This window comes from Corynebacterium sp. HMSC065H09 (assembly GCF_001812845.1).
Classification (GTDB): Bacteria; Actinomycetota; Actinomycetes; order Mycobacteriales; family Mycobacteriaceae; genus Corynebacterium; species Corynebacterium jeikeium_D.
On the sequence record NZ_KV810595.1, the window covers coordinates 1 to 14,996 of the forward strand.

The window sequence follows — 14,996 nt, forward strand, 5'->3', positions numbered from 1 at the left end:
AGTGGTGATGCATTCACCGCCTGAACCTACCGGCCCGAAAGTGTCATAAACTAGGTCAGTTTCACATTTGCAGCCCGTCAGATTTTAGTCCGTCAGGCCTTAGCCCGCCAAGTCAGTTTTTCGCCGCCAGCTTGCAGCCTCTACCCCTCAATCAACTCCTGTCCCCAGTAAGAATCAGGGGTAGTGCCAGGGGCGATCCAATACACAGCGGAGCCGATGTGACGGTTCCACTCATTGAGCAAATCGCCGCGATCCAAACGGGCCTGGATTGCGCTGAACTGGTTGTCCGGGTTCTTCTGGAATGCAACCCAGACCAGGCCAACGTTCGGTCCTTCGAACGGGAAGGCCGGCTCACCGGGCTGGTCTTCGTAGGCATAGGCGCGGCGACGCAGGGCGTCGTCAGGCTGACCATCCTGCTCACGGGAAAGCGCCAAGTGAGACTGGCGGTGGATGAGATACTCGCCCTGGTCATCGACGGCGTCCATGTCCTCTTCATCGAACTCGTCATTGCCGCCGGAAAGAGGAGCGCCGGTGTGGAAGTCACGACCGATAACGATGGAGCGTTCGTCGGTGCTGAGCTCATCCCAATTGTTCAAGTCGAGGGCAATACGGCGAACAACCATCACGCAGGAGTTGTTAATCGCCTTGTCCTTGGAGTCAATCCACACCTGTTCGGACCATTCCTCCGGAGTGGACGGGTTGACGGTGCCGTCGAGCTGACCCAGCGGGTTGCGTGGGGTAGCGCCGTGAGGCTGCGAACCCCAGGCGTAGGAAAAGCCCTTCTGGAACCACTTCACGCGAGCCCACGGAGCCGCCTTCTTTTCCAGTAGACGGGACGCGGCCGAAACGGTGACGAGATCATCACCGCACAACTGCAGAGCGAAGTCAGACTGGCCCCACTCAGGGCGGAGCATGTCATGCTGGAATGACGGGATATCGTGCAGACCAGCCGGCTTGCGCTCTGGCTTGCCGAGCACATCGAAGATGCGCTCACCGAAACCTGCGGTAATGGTCAGGTTTGCAGTGGCTGCAACCATTTCCGGTTCCAGATACCCCTCGATGTCCTGGCCTTGGGTGAGGCGGCGGGCAACGTCGGTAAGCGAGGAGAACAGTGCCTTCAGATCTGCTGCGTCGACGCCGTCCTTCAAATCGAATGCGACGAGGCGGAGATGTGCTTGGCCGGGCTGTTCAACGCCTGACTGGACCGGGCCATCGAACGGAATCTTGGCGCCCCTCAGGGAAGTTTCGGAAGCCTGTGTCAATCGAGGTCACTCCTTGAAAGCGGTGGAATGAATAGCTTTTATGACTACGAGCTTAATCGCATTGGCCCCAGCAGGAGAGCACTAAAGCGAAGGCTCGGGGAGGGGCTAAGTGAATGAGATATTTGTATATTGCGATATACTTCACATCCACAGCCGCCTCGAAGGTGTTCATTAAGGAAAGTGCTGCATATCGCACGTTTTCCGCGCAAGGTGTGTTTTGAGCCTAGCGCGCATAAGGCCTTCGAGTTATGCAGGGGAATCCCGGTGCAAGTCCGGAACTGTCCCGCAACGGTAAGCATCACTGCCAGAGCTTTGGTTTATCCGACGCGTTGATAACCAATCTTTTCAGTGATGACAAGTCCGAATGCCTGCCGGTTGTGCAATTTCATACCCGATGCTGATCACGACTGACGAGGAAATCACGAGATCATGGCAATTCACGCAACCCTCGCGGGCATTCCGCGGATAGGGCGTAATCGTGAGCTCAAAAGAGCTCTGGAAAACTACTGGCGCGACCCGGCGACCGGCGGCCTGCTGGCCGCGACGGCGCGCAACACTGTCAATAGCTACATTGGCGCAGCGCTGAAGGCAGGAATCGACTCGGTTCCGACAATTGGGCGCTCGTTCTACGACTCTATGCTGGATACATCGGCGCTGCTCGGAGTGCTTCCAGCCCGCTTCCAGAATGTCCCGAAAACGGACGGTTCCAACCTACCGGAATGGATCAACCACTACTTCGCCGCCGCTCGCGGTACGAAGACGCAACCGGCATCCGCAATGACCAAGTGGTTCGACACCAATTACCACTACATTGTTCCGGAGCTGTCAGCCGATACTGAATTTACCTCTGACCTCACTGACTGGTTGGATGATTCCTGCAGCTTAAACAATGGCGCCACCACCATGCTGCGCCCTCATTTGATTGGTCCTGTGACCTACTTGAGCCTGTCGCGTACCGACGATGATTCGAACCCACTTGGCCTTTTGGAAAAGTTGACCGATGCGTACGCGGAAATCATCGCTCAACTGGGGGATAAGGGCTTTGAGTGGATTCAGCTCGATGAGCCAGTATTGGTCACTGACCTCGATGAAGTGACTCTTGCTAGGACTCGCCAGGCCTACGAGAAGTTGGCCGGCGTGGCGGAGTCTGCGAATACCAAGTTGTGGGTGCAGACCTACTTTGGTGATGGTGATCAGGCGCTGGAAACCCTTTCTGGCACAGGCGTGCAGGCCATTGGTTGCGACCTGGTAGCAGGTAGCTTTGAGTTGCCGCATTGGACCGGCAAGGAACTGCTGGTTGCGGGCATTGTTGATGGGCGTAATGTGTGGCGCACCGACTTGGATGCAGCCCTGGCGACGCTGGAGAAGCTGGCAGTCCGAGGCCCCATCGCGGTGTCGACTAGCTGTTCGCTGCTACACGTCCCGTACTCCCTGGCCTCGGAAAACCCGAGCGAAGAAGATGCCGAGGTGCTGCAGTGGCTGGCCTTCGGGGATGAGAAAATCGGCGAGGTGACCCTCTTGGCGAGGGCGCTTGATGCCAGGTTGAATGACCGCCAACTCGATGCCGCGGATTTGAAGGCGTTGAGGGAGTCCCGGGCAGCACTGGCATCAAGGGCAGAATCGAAGCGGATTGTTAAGCCTGAAGTTCGTGAAGCTTTGGCAGCAATCGAGGAGAGCGACCGGACTCGTTCCTCGTTTGCAGCTCGCCAGGCGGCTCAGGCTGAGGCCCTTAACCTGCCTCCGCTGCCGACCACCACAATCGGTTCCTTCCCGCAGACCAATAGCATTCGTCGTGCACGTGCGCAGTTGCGCGCGGGAGAGCTCACCCCAGTCGACTACGAATCAGCAATGCTCGCTGAAATTCGATGCTCCATTGAGCAGCAGGAAGAATTGGGACTCGATGTGCTCGTTCACGGCGAACCTGAGCGCAATGACATGGTGCAGTACTTCTCGGAGCAGCTGGACGGCTACCTCGCGACCGCCAATGGCTGGGTCCAAAGCTATGGTTCCCGCTGCGTGCGGCCGCCGATTCTCTACGGTGATATCACCAGGCCAGAGCCGATGACGGTGCAGTGGTACAAGGCAGCGGCAGACATGACTGACCTTCCCGTCAAGGGAATGCTCACCGGGCCGGTGACCATGTTGGCATGGTCGTTTGTCCGTGATGACCAGCCCATCGGTGACACTGCGGATAACGTTGCGCTGGTTTTGCGCGATGAGATTGCAGATCTCGTGGCCGCTGGAGCGCAAATCGTGCAGGTCGATGAGCCAGCCATTCGCGAGTTGCTGCCCCTGAATGAAGCGGACCAGCCCGCCTACCTGAAGTGGGCCGTAGGTTCCTTCCGTCTGGCTACCTCTGGTGTGGCTGACGACATTCAGATTCACACGCATATGTGCTACTCGGACTTCAATGAGCTTATCGACACCGTCGATGATCTCAACGCCGATGTCACGTCCATCGAAGCAGCTCGCAACGGTATGCAGGTGCTCGCAGCGCTGAAAGATGAGGGATACGTTCGCGGGATTGGTCCAGGTGTCTGGGACATCCACTCGCCTCGCGTGCCGACGGACGGAGAAGTCAACCAGCTCGTGGAAGATGCGCTTGAAAGCGTTGACCCCAACCTGCTGTGGATTAATCCGGACTGTGGTCTAAAGACCCGAGGTTGGGAAGAGGTTACGGCTTCACTGAAAGTATTGGTAGCCGCAGCTCAGCAGGCTCGGTTGCAGCTAGCAGAGTAAGTCGCGAACTGCATAGCCGCAAAATAAATAGTGGGTTAAGTAGCAAAAAGTGTGTCCGCTCGGCGTGTCGCCGGGTGGGCACCTTTTGCTACTTAGCCCTACTTAGCCCCAATGCGAGTTAGTGACCTCGGTTATGGCTGGCAGCGGGCCAATGGAGTTACTGACCGCGTTTATAGCAAAAATTGTCCGAAAAATGGCTTGAAAGTGTCATAAACTCTCACAGTTTCACATTTGCAGCCCGTTGTGCCTACCAGGCTCCTACCTAAGCCCCCCACTCAATCCGGGCTACTTCTTGGCCACCACTGGCTCAATTGGGTTACCTCGCCAGGAGGTGTGCGCAGGAACATGGTCACCGCGCATGACGAGAGAACCGGGTTCGACGCGGCAGCCGTCGTCAAGCACAGATGCCGGCAGTGCGACTGAGTGCGGTCCCAGCACGGAGCCGTGTCCGATGTGGACGGTGTCGAGCGTCATCACACGGTCGGTGAACAGGTGCGTCTGAACGACACAACCGCGGCCGACAGAGGCACCCCGCGCGATGGTGACCAGGTCGGTCTCGGGCAGCCAGTACGTCTCCAGCCACACGCCGTGGCCGACGTTTGCGCCGAGCAGACGCATCGCGCGTGCGATACCGCCGGTGGCCATCGCCGGGTTCAGGTACCACGGCGCGGCGACCATTTCGACGAATGCATCCTGCAGCTCGTTGAGCCAGACGAACTTGCTCCACAATGGGTGATCACCGGGCTTGTGCTTGCCGACGCACACCCACTTGGCCACGACCGTGACCAACAGCCCCAGCACACCAACAATCAGCAGCACGGCAGGGGAGAGCAGCCACGCGACCACCAGGCCGAGCAGGGCAGCGTTGACGCCACCTGCAGTGACCAACTCCGCGGTGAACATGCCAATTCCCTGCAGACTCAACAACGTGATTGTTGCCAGCATGAGAGAGACCATCGGCGCCAGGATGCGCAGCGTTTCGACAATGCCGCGGGCGACCTTCAATCCCGTAGTCGGACGGTAGGTCTGCGCTGACTCATCGCTGGAGACGGTGCCCACGCGGCGCATGCGCTCTGGCGGCGAACCCCACCAGTTGGAGCCGGACTTGGTCTTCTTCGGGGTAGAGGACAGCACGGCCACCAGCGAGTTCTTCGCCAGCTTGCGTTCCGGAAGCGTGATGCCGGAGTTGCCCAGGAAGGCGCGCTTGCCGATGCGGGAGTCGCCCACCAGCAGCCAACCACCGCCGAGCTCGTAGCTGCCGACCATGGTGTCGTCAGCCAAGAAGGACTCGTCCTTGACGTGCAAGAACTTCGGAATACCGATCGCGGTGGAGACTTCGCTGTCGTGACCAATTTGGGCGCCCAGTGCACGCAGCCACAGCGGCGTCAGCATGGAGGCGTAGATGAAAAATAGGTCGTGACGGGCAGCGTCCATCAGGCGAATTGTCGCCCAGGACTGCCAACCCACGCGCGAACGCACCGGGAACACTCCCGGCTTCAGACCGATGCTGAACAGGCGCACGAGAATCAGCGTCAGCAGGGCATACACCGCAACACCGACGAAGGTGGCGGGAATAGTCCACAGCACGGCACTGCCCAGCGTTGACCAGAGATTCGAGGTGGCTAGCTCGGTGGTGCCGTCGATAAGCCCCGTGCCCCAACCGATGACAGCAGCCATCGCGACCGCAGCGGACAGCGGCACCAATGTCAGCAAGACAGCGGTGAGACCGTAGATAGCCACCCAGTGGCGGCGAGCCGGCGGAACTTCCTCCGGGAAGCGGTGCTTGGACCGACCGACCTTGCGAGCCGGGGAACCCGACCAGCGCGCGCCAGCCTTGACCTTCTTCTCGCCGGTGACGGTGGAACCCGCCTCGATGTGAGCGTCATTGCCAATACGCGCGCCGGGCAGCAGCGTTGAACGGGCACCGATGCGGGCGTGCTTGCCAATAGTGACCTCGCCGACGTGGACGACATCGCCATCGACCCAGTATCCGGACAGGTCTACCTCCGGCTCGATCGAGCAGTAATCATCCAGTTTGACCAGACCCGTCACCGGCGGCAGCGCGTGCAGATTCACACCCTTACCAATGCGGGCACCCAGCATGCGGGCGTACCACAGCACGAACGGAGCGCCCGCCACAGAGTGGGCGCCAGAGCTCTCCGCCAGGCGTTCGGCCGCCCATAGCCGCAGGTGTACCGAACCGCCACGCGGGTAATCACCCGCGGTGATGTTGCGCGTGAGCAGGCGTGTCGTCGCCGCGTTGATGGGCATGACCCCCAGCGGGGTCAGGAACAGCACGGCCAGTACGGCCACCAACCAGCCTGGTAGCGCCAGCGGTCCGCCGATAACCCAGTTGATAATCGCAAGCCACGTTACCCAGCGCATGCCACGTGCCCACTGCAGAGGCACCATGAGGCCGACCTGCGCCCAACGGGTCTTGCGGGAGACAGGCGTCGGCTCGGGCACCTTTTCCAGGTGAGCGGTGGGGTCGCTGGTGTCGTCGGCAAGCATGTCGTCGCTGATGAAACCGCGCGCGACCAGCTCTTCAGCGAGATTTCCCAGGCGCGGGTGGTCGTAGAGATCGCGCACGGCGACCTGTGGGGCGCGCTGGCGAATGCGCGCAATGACGCTCGCCGCCGCCAAGGACGTGCCGCCCAGGGCGAAGAAGTCCGAGGCCGCGCCGGGCGCAGGTACGGACAGCACGTCCGCCCAGATGTCGGACAGCCACTTCTCCACAGGGCTCAGCTTGTCGACGTCGCCCTCACCCGCACGCGCAGGCAGGGGCCACGGCAACGCCGCCTTGTCGACCTTGCCGGAGGTACGAACCGGCAGCTCATCCATGATGTGCAGGCGTGGCACCATCGCGGCTGGCATGGCATCGCGGAGAGTGTCCATGCACTTGTCATAGTCCATGGCTGCGGCGTCGCCACCGGCGCCGACGTAGCCGACCAGGATGGAATCGCCAGCACCGGTCTTCTGCACCACGACAGTCGCCTGAGTAGCGCCGGGGAGGGCAGCCAGGTGCGCCTCGACCTCGCCGAGCTCAATTCGCCGACCGCCGATTTTCACCTGATCGTCGACGCGGCCGGTGAAGTACAGTCCGGCCTCGTCCATGATGACGTGGTCGCCGGTGCGATACGCACGCTCCCAGCCGAGGGCTGGCAGCGGTGCGTACTTCTCGGCGTCCTTCTCCGGATCCAGATAGCGTGCGAGTCCCACGCCGCCGATGACCAGCTCGCCCTTGGTGCCCGGTGGGACGGGGTTGCCCTCTTCGTCGATGACGGTGAGGTCCCAGCCGTCCAGAGGAAAACCGATGGTTACGGGCTTGCCGGGCTTCAGCTCGATGCCGGAGGCCACGACGGTGGCCTCGGTGGGGCCGTAGGTGTTCCACATTTCGCGCTCTGGGGTGGACAGACGCTCGACCAGCTCTTGCGGGCAGGCCTCGCCGCCAACGATGAGCAGGCGCACGCTGTCGAGCGCCTCGGCAGGCCACAGGCCGGCCAGTGTCGGCACCGTGGAAACAGCGGTGATGTGGCGGGAAATCAACCATGGCCCCAGGTCCACGCCGGAGCGCACCAGTGAACGCGGGGCTGGCACCAGGCAAGCTCCATTTCGCCAGGCCAGCCACATTTCCTCACAGGAGGCGTCGAAGGCGACGGACAAGCCGGCGAGAACGCGGTCATCCGGGCCGAGCGGTCCTTCCGGGTGGTTCGCCAAGAACCAGCGGGCCTCCGCATCGACAAAAGCGGCGGCGCTGCGGTGGGTGACCGCCACGCCCTTGGGCTTGCCGGTGGAGCCAGAGGTGAAAATAATCCAGCAGTCGTCGTCCGGAGTGGGCTCCTGCGAGATGATCTCGCGTGCGCTCGGCGGTGTCGGTTCCGTCTCTTCCTCGTCGGAGTCGGCATCGGAGTCCAGCGGGCGGGGGCGATTACGTGCCGTGGAGCCAGCCAAATGCAGGCCTTCAGCATCGAAGTAACCGGCGATACCGGCCTCGCCGAAGACCATTTCTGCACGCTCGTCGGGGTCATCCGCATCCACCGGAACGTAGGCGGCTCCGGCGGCCATGATGGACAAGATTGCCAGGTAGAGCTCGCGGCTTCCCGACGGCATCCGCACACCAATGCGGTCGCCGCGACGGATGCCCTGTTCGTAGAGCCACGTAGCTGTGGAATCAATCTCGTTGATCAACTCCGCATACGTGACGACAACCTCGCCGTCATCGATGGCCTCAGCCTCGGGGAACCTTCGCGCGGTCGCCCGGACAATGTCAATGAGTGTGCGCTCAAGCGGCTGTTCCGTAGCGCGTAGGAACTTCGCTTCAGTGGTTGTCACTTAGAAGACCCCTTCTTATTCTTCTTCTTGCGCTTTTTCTTCTTCGACTTCTTACGTTTAGGACGCGGGGCATCGCTTGACGACGTCGCCTGCGTCTTATTCTCCGCCATGTCCTTGGTGTCTGTCTCAGTGGCCGTGACCTCTGGGGTAGTGGTCTCGGGGTTCTTCGCGCCGGCATCGGTTTCGGGGCTTGCAGCGGAGTCGTCGGCAAGCGATGCAAGCAGCGCGCGTACCTCGGGTGCGCATTCGGCGACGGCGGCGCGTTCGGCTCTGCGGAGTGAGCGTCGCAGAGATGCGCGGGTGGTGTTGCCCGTTTCTGTCAGCGCGATGAGCTGGCGGCGTCGATCCTTGGAGTCTCGGGTGCGTTCGACTAGATTTGCCGACTCCAGAGAGTCAATCAGGCGAACCATGTCAGAGCGGTCCATGCCGAGCAGCGCGCTCAGCTCGGTTTGAGCCATGTCGCCGCCATCGGCGATGGCCTCCAGAACCCAATAACCGCGGATGGAAATCGACTCAATCTGAGTGCGGCCAAGAGCCGCGTTGACACTGGCGCGGACAGCCGCATCGAGCTGCGCCAGGCACCAGGACGCGGATTTGCGCAGGGCGGCCGGTGCGACGGCGAGTTCGCTTGCGGAGCCGGGCTTGCACTTGGACTTAGCGCTGGCCTTGTTTTTGGCTTTCGCTCCCTTGCGAGCCTTCTTCGCCTTGGTGCCGCTCTGTGCGTCGACAGCAGGCACCTTCGCGTCTACGTCGGCTGCCACACCACCGCTGGTGTCGGCTGAGTCCGCCGAGGAAAGTACGGATGAATCAGACATACTTCCCATACTAGACAATCTGGGGAACCATCAATAATGGGACATGGCCAACTAATAATGCCCATGTTTGCCTGCGGATTGTTAGAAGGTCGGTGCTTTGGGGTGGGTAAATAAATGAAAAACTGCCCTGCAGGTAGGCAGGGCAGTTGTAGTTGATTTAGTTGGCTTTCTCCATTGGGCGGCCGAAGTGCTCCCAGTCGATCATGCCGCCGGTGATGACGATGGTGTCGATACCGTTCTTCTCCAACCAGGAAGAAACCTGAGCGGCGCGTCCACCGGAGCGGCACATCAGGTAAATGTCGGAATCCAAATCTAGCTCGCCGTAGCGGGACGGAATCTCTTCCATGGGGATGTGAACGGCGCCGGTGGCGTGGCCGTCATCCCACTCCATCTGTGAGCGGACATCAATGATCTGTGCGTCTTCGGGTACTTCAGATACGTTTACGGTTTCCATAGTGCGCACTATACGCAATCTGACCTTATCGCCGGAAGCACAAAGGCCGCCGGAGGAAAACTCCGACGGCCGTAGCGCTGAATCACAGGAACTGCGTCAAAGGTGCGAGCCCCAGGAAGGGAGATTGGCTAGCGCAATTCTTACTTGTGGCTCTTACTTGTGGCGCTCGATAGCCTCAGCCAGGATGCGCTCAGCCTCAGCCTTGTTGCCCCAGCCCGAACCGGAAACTTCCTTGCCCGGCTCCAGGTCCTTGTAGTGGACGAAGAAGTGCTCAATCTCGTCCTTGGTGAACTGGGAAACATCGTCGATGTCCTGGTAGTGGTCGAAGCGGACATCATCCAGGACGCACAGCAGCTTGTCATCGCCGCCGGCCTCGTCGGTCATCTTGAAAACGCCGAGCGGACGAGCCTTGACAATAACGCCCGGGAAAACCGGCTCCGGCAGGATCACGAGAGCGTCCAACGGGTCGCCATCCTCGCCGAGGGTTTCATCGATGAAGCCGTAGTCGGCCGGGTAGGCCATTGGGGTGAACAGGTAGCGGTCGAGGTAGACCTTGCCGGTCTCGTGGTCGACTTCGTACTTGTTGCGCTGACCCTTCGGGATCTCAATAGTGACCTCAACGCTCACGGCGATGACTCCTTATAATCGGTGTACACTTCTCTGACGGCTATCTTATGCGAAACCCGCTCAAAACCGTTTATTTGTGCACCTTAAGTGAGGTTTTGTTTTCAGGAAGAAGGTGTTTGTGACCGTGGGTAGTACCGACTCTGACAGCTCCAAAACCGCCGCTAAGGGCACGCAAAAATCGCCCAGTTCCGTAAAATCCGGCAAATCCAAGAAGTCGCGCGGACTGAAAATCGGCGGTGCCATCGCCGGTGTTCTCGTTATCGCAGCGGGCAGCGGCGTAGCGGTTGTCGTCAATAACAATCGTCAGATTGTTGTCGATGCACCGCCCGCGGTCAGTCATGTCTCTGCTCCTGTGACGGCGGCGCAGTCTTCGCTTGACGACGGCGCTCTGGCCCAAAAAGTCAGCGCCATCATGGACGCTGCTGCGGCCGATCCAGCCTTCGGTGAGCTGCATGGAATTGTTAGCGATGCTACTACCGGCCAGAAACTGTGGGGGATCAATGACACCGCGGTGGCCTTGCCGGCGTCCAGCATGAAGATTCTCACCGCGTCTGCCGCACTGTTGGACTTAGGTGAAGATCATCGGGTTTCCACCCGCGTCTCCCGGGTTACGGGGACTAATGACATCGTTTTGCACGGCGGGGGCGACCCTACCTTAAGCAAGGACGGGGAAGGGTTCTTCCAGGACTCGGCTTCAATCGCTGAGTTGGCGAAAAAGATTTCCGTGGTCATTCCGGAGGGGGTCGGCAAGGTTTATCTCGACAACTCTCTATTCACCGAGAGTTTCCACGAGACCTGGGAGCGCGAGGGGTTGGAGGACGGCTACATCGCACCGGTGGAGTCGGTGATGATGGATGCCGGTCGTATCGATCCGACGAATGAAGAATCGCAGCGCAGCGCCACGCCCGCTGCGGATGCAGCTGATGCGCTGGCCAAGGCGCTTGGTGCGGAAAACGGAGGCAGCCTGAGGGATGCAGCCAAGGATGGTCAGTCACTACCTCTGGACCCAGACATTGTTGCGCTCGTGCAGTCGGCTCCGCTAGTTACCCGTGTGCACGAGATGATGATTTACAGCGACAACGTGCTCGCAGAGTCCATTGCCCGTGAGGTGGCTATCTCTCGCGGTCTGCCGCCGACCTTTGAGGGGGCCGCACGTGCCGTGCGTGACACTCTCGCGGAGCACGGTTTTCCTCTCGATGGTGCGGTGCTGTCGGACTCCGGCGGCCTGAGCACGGATAACCGTATTTCTCCGCAGCATCTCTCCGAGGTGCTCAATTCCGCCGCGGGGCCGGTGGAATCGGCTGAGCAGGGAGGACTGGCGGAGTCGCAGGAGTCGTCGGAAAGCACTGCGTTGCGGTTGCGCCCACTGTTGGACAGCCTGCCGGTGGCGGCAGTGTCCGGCACTCTGGCGACGCGCTTTGCTGGTCAGTCCGGGGCGGGCATCGTCCGTGCGAAGACAGGCACGCTGAATAAAGCCTCGGCGTTGGCGGGATATGTGGTGACGAAGTCGGGGCAGGTGCTGACGTTCGCACTGATTTCCAACGAGGCGAGCCTGTTGCCGGCAAGAGCTGCGTCCGATAAGGCAGCGAGCGCCCTTGCGGATATCTAAACTGAGATTCATTTGCCACTGAAAATAATTTGAGGAGATGAATCCGCAATGGCCTCTCACACTTCCGCGATTAGGAATTTGCCAACCGTTCGCGAGATTGCCGCACAGGTCCGCGAGGGAAAGCTAAGCCCCGTGGACAGCGTGCAGCGCAGTCTCGACGCTATCGCCAGACTGGATGGAGGGATTCATGCCTTCCGCGAAGTGTGGGCGGATAGGGCTCTGCAGGCTGCGCGGGAACTCGAGCAAAGCGAGAAACTCTCGGAGTTGCCGCTTGCAGGTGTGCCATTTGCGCTGAAGGAAAACACCGCTCTAGAGAACCCGTTTGTCCAGCAGTTGACTAGCGCCGGTGCAATCGCGGTGGGAACTACGGTGAATCCGCAGTTCTGTACGTGGGGGACGACGACGCTGCCGGGGCTGGCAGTCGATAATCCGATTCTGCCGGGGCACACTCCGGGTGGGTCCTCCGGTGGATCCGCAGCGGCTGTCGCCGCTGGGATGGTTCCGTTTGCGCAGGGCAACGACGGCATGGGGTCACTTCGTATCCCTGCAGCGTGCTGCGGGCTTTCGACTCTGAAGGCGACCCCGGGAACAATGCCGGGGCGCGTGGGCGGCAATGACTGGTACGGAATGTCTGTCCAAGGGGTGCTCACAGTCGACAACGATGACTTGCGCCTGATCACCAAGATCCTCACAAATGGCATGGTGGATGCGGAGGATCCGGCGAAGACCCTGCCTGAAAACTTCGCCGTCAGCGTGGACACCACTGCGCCCGTATTCGGTTTGAAGGCTGCACCGGAGTACGTCGATGCGGCACAACAGGCGGCGAGAGTATTCGCGGACAAGGGATTTGCCGTCACGGAAAAGAACATGCCGTACCCGCTGAACCCACTGCCGATGCTCGCGCGCTGGACTGCGGGGGTGGCGGATCAGCTTCGCGACGAGCCGCGCCCTGATCACCTGGAGTGGCGCAATCGAGTCCACGCCGGCATTGGACGCTTGCTGCGTTTCACAATCAATGGCCGCCAAGTGGCACGCGATGGCGCCCGCATCGAGCGTGAGCTACCGGGTGACACCATCTTGATTACCCCGGCTCTGGCCAAGAACCCACCGCGAATCCGCGCGTGGCATCGCATGCCCTGGATTGTGAACCTGCTGTCCAATCTGCGCTTCACTCCCTACGTCTCGACGTGGAATTACCTGGGATTCCCGGCTGGCATCGTTGTGGAACCGACCTCTGGGGTGCCGGTGCAACTGATTGCGCGCCCGACCCAGGAGCGAATTCTGCTTACCGCGATGGAAACCATCGCAAGTGGTGGGCGCGTTGGCTAGACCTTTTTGGCCGGACCGCAGCCCTCATTTCCTCATCATTCGGCAAGCTGTCCGCGCGATAGTGCAGCAGGTGGGGCAGGAATTGGGCAGCGGTGTCGTCATTGGGCTTTCCGGTGGTGCGGATTCGCTGGCCCTGACCGCCGGGGCCTGTGCGGAAGCTCTCGGGCCCAAGGGTGCGCTGGCCGGCCGCAAAGTCCACGCCGTCGTCGTGGATCATCAGCTTCAGCAGGGCTCTGCAGAAGTCGCCGAGCGCGCCGCCCACATAGCTCGGGGGATGGGGGCTACGGCCGAGGTTATCGCGGTCGATATCAACAACAATTCCGACCGTGGTCCCGAATACGAGGCGCGTTTGGCACGACACAGAGTCCTACGGGAGGTCGCCCAATCTCGAGGTGCGGCGCTGATGCTTGCCCACACCTTGGACGACCAGGCGGAAACAGTTTTGCTGCGGCTGGCCAGGGGAGGTGGTCCGCAGGCGCTGTCCGCCATCCGCGACAACCTCACGTGGTCTGACGGGACTCGGATTCTGCGCCCGCTGCTCGGTGTACGACGCTCAGATACTCAGCTCTGCTGCGAAGAGCTGGGCTTGAAGGTGTGGCATGACCCGCACAACCATGACGACCATTACGCCCGCGTCCGGGTTCGAAAGACGATTTTGCCGCTGCTGGAGCAGGAGCTGGGTCCGGGGGTGGCGGAAAATCTCGCTAAGACTGCGGCGATTGCCGCAGTCGACAATGACTTTTTGGACGCTCACGCCGAGTCAGCTCTGCATGCGCTGCTGGGGGAGGAAGAGGCGTTGGCAAGCGGGAGTCTGTCTGTGCGAGGGGTGGCTGAGCTCGACGACGCCATCGCGGTGCGCGTCCTCGCACGTTGGTTGAGGCAGGCGGGTGCGGAGCCCAGCAGTAAACAGATCGGCATGGTGTTGGCGCTCGTGCACCGCTATCACGGCCAGGGCGAAGTGCCGGTGACCCGTGGTCGCGATGGTGCTGACAGAAATGCCAGGTTGGTCGTTGAGCGAAAAGATGGCACTCTACAATTGGTAATGAATCGTCCCGCGGTGCCTTAAGAAGGGTGCCGCAATCCAACTTCCGGCGGCTGAGAACAATCGGTTGCCATAGCTCTGAACTTGCACTGGGGCAGTTACGCTCCATCGACACGCCGCCATAGAAGTGCGGAAAGGAAATGCGATGCATGATGTGAAGGATTTCAACGTCCCCGCAAACCCCTACGGCGATGAGGTAGAGGCAGTTCTCATTGGCGAAGAGGAGCTGCATGCTCGCATTGACGAGATGGCGCATCGTGTGAATGAGAAGTACAAGGATGCCGACAGCGATCTGATTCTGGTCGCAGTGCTCAAGGGTGCGGTGTTCTTCCTGACTGACTTTGCTCGTCAGCTCAGCATTCCCAGCCAGATGGAGTTCATGGCGGTTTCCAGTTACGGAAACTCCACCTCGTCGTCAGGCGTGGTGCGTATTTTGAAGGACCTGGATCGAGATATTGAGGGACGCGATGTTGTGATCGTCGAGGACATCATTGACTCCGGCCTGACCCTGTCCTGGTTGATGAAGAACCTGCGCAACCGTAATCCGCGCTCCCTGGAGGTCATTACGCTGCTGCGTAAGCCGGAGGCTGTGCGCACCAGCCTGGATGTTGCGGATGTTGGCTTCGACATTCCGAACGAGTTCGTCATCGGTTACGGCCTGGATTACGCCGAACGTTACCGCGATTTGCCGTACGTCGGCACGCTTCACCCGCGCGTTTACCAGGGCTAGGTCTGTCTTCGGCGCTATTGCACAGTGCCGATGCTTGACGACGGGCATTGCGCGCGT

Annotated in this window: 10 protein-coding genes and 1 riboswitch; of the genes, 5 read left to right on the forward strand and 5 right to left on the reverse strand. The window is 60.6% G+C overall.

Annotated elements, in window-relative coordinates; genetic code table 11:
- Nucleotides 1-140: 140 nt before the first annotated feature.
- Complete coding sequence (locus HMPREF2878_RS08355; RefSeq protein ID WP_070595433.1) at nt 141-1,262, reverse strand: Dyp-type peroxidase; 1,122 nt, start codon at nt 1,260-1,262, stop codon at nt 141-143.
- Nucleotides 1,263-1,469: 207 nt separating this feature from the next.
- Nucleotides 1,470-1,653: riboswitch (cobalamin riboswitch) on the forward strand.
- Between the two features lie 38 nt (nt 1,654-1,691).
- Here HMPREF2878_RS08355 and metE point away from each other — a divergent pair.
- Complete coding sequence (gene metE / locus HMPREF2878_RS08360) at nt 1,692-4,001, forward strand: 5-methyltetrahydropteroyltriglutamate--homocysteine S-methyltransferase (protein ID WP_070653277.1); 2,310 nt, start codon at nt 1,692-1,694, stop codon at nt 3,999-4,001.
- A 285-nt stretch (nt 4,002-4,286) separates the two neighbouring features.
- Here metE and HMPREF2878_RS08365 read toward each other — a convergent pair whose 3' ends face one another.
- The 4 genes from HMPREF2878_RS08365 to HMPREF2878_RS08380 all read right to left on the reverse strand — a co-directional run bounded on the left by HMPREF2878_RS08365 (nt 4,287) and on the right by HMPREF2878_RS08380 (nt 10,229).
- On the reverse strand, nt 4,287-8,333 hold the full coding sequence (locus HMPREF2878_RS08365; RefSeq protein WP_070653279.1) for a Pls/PosA family non-ribosomal peptide synthetase: 4,047 nt from the start codon (nt 8,331-8,333) through the stop codon (nt 4,287-4,289).
- Nucleotides 8,330-9,148 carry a MarR family winged helix-turn-helix transcriptional regulator gene (locus tag HMPREF2878_RS08370; RefSeq protein WP_070653281.1) on the reverse strand — a complete coding sequence of 273 codons (819 nt, stop codon included), beginning with the start codon at nt 9,146-9,148 and terminating at the stop codon, nt 8,330-8,332. The genes HMPREF2878_RS08365 and HMPREF2878_RS08370 overlap by 4 nt, the downstream gene beginning before the upstream one ends.
- Before the next feature lie 157 nt (nt 9,149-9,305).
- A complete protein-coding gene (locus HMPREF2878_RS08375; protein WP_016421494.1) occupies nt 9,306-9,602 on the reverse strand; it encodes a rhodanese-like domain-containing protein in 297 nt (98 codons plus the stop codon).
- A 153-nt stretch (nt 9,603-9,755) separates the two neighbouring features.
- Nucleotides 9,756-10,229, reverse strand: coding sequence for an inorganic diphosphatase (locus HMPREF2878_RS08380; protein ID WP_172954623.1), 474 nt, complete (start codon nt 10,227-10,229; stop codon nt 9,756-9,758).
- A gap of 124 nt (nt 10,230-10,353) precedes the next feature.
- Between HMPREF2878_RS08380 and dacB the strand changes: the two genes are divergently transcribed.
- The 4 genes from dacB (at nt 10,354) to hpt (ending at nt 14,939) form a co-directional block, all read left to right on the forward strand.
- Complete coding sequence (dacB, locus tag HMPREF2878_RS08385) at nt 10,354-11,838, forward strand: D-alanyl-D-alanine carboxypeptidase/D-alanyl-D-alanine endopeptidase (RefSeq protein WP_242458651.1); 1,485 nt, start codon at nt 10,354-10,356, stop codon at nt 11,836-11,838.
- Nucleotides 11,839-11,886: 48 nt separating this feature from the next.
- Nucleotides 11,887-13,167 (forward strand): amidase family protein, encoded by a 1,281-nt coding sequence (locus HMPREF2878_RS08390; protein WP_070653285.1) that lies wholly within the window; start codon nt 11,887-11,889, stop codon nt 13,165-13,167.
- Nucleotides 13,160-14,233: a tRNA lysidine(34) synthetase TilS gene (gene tilS / locus HMPREF2878_RS08395; RefSeq protein ID WP_242458650.1), complete on the forward strand. Its 1,074-nt coding sequence runs from the start codon at nt 13,160-13,162 to the stop codon at nt 14,231-14,233. Before HMPREF2878_RS08390 ends, tilS begins: the two co-directional genes overlap by 8 nt.
- A gap of 121 nt (nt 14,234-14,354) precedes the next feature.
- Nucleotides 14,355-14,939 carry a hypoxanthine phosphoribosyltransferase gene (gene hpt, locus HMPREF2878_RS08400; RefSeq protein ID WP_016421490.1) on the forward strand — a complete coding sequence of 195 codons (585 nt, stop codon included), beginning with the start codon at nt 14,355-14,357 and terminating at the stop codon, nt 14,937-14,939.
- Nucleotides 14,940-14,996: the final 57 nt, after the last annotated feature.

Bases quoted from the DNA above. Each gene is read 5' to 3' on its own strand.
- metE (WP_070653277.1), top strand. From the start codon at position 1,692: ATGGCAATTCACGCAACCCTCGCGGGCATTCCGCGGATAGGGCGTAAT.
- HMPREF2878_RS08370 (WP_070653281.1), bottom strand. From the start codon at position 9,148: ATGTCTGATTCATCCGTACTTTCCTCGGCGGACTCAGCCGACACCAGC.
- HMPREF2878_RS08375 (WP_016421494.1), bottom strand. From the start codon at position 9,602: ATGGAAACCGTAAACGTATCTGAAGTACCCGAAGACGCACAGATCATT.
- HMPREF2878_RS08390 (WP_070653285.1), top strand. From the start codon at position 11,887: ATGGCCTCTCACACTTCCGCGATTAGGAATTTGCCAACCGTTCGCGAG.
- hpt (WP_016421490.1), top strand. From the start codon at position 14,355: ATGCATGATGTGAAGGATTTCAACGTCCCCGCAAACCCCTACGGCGAT.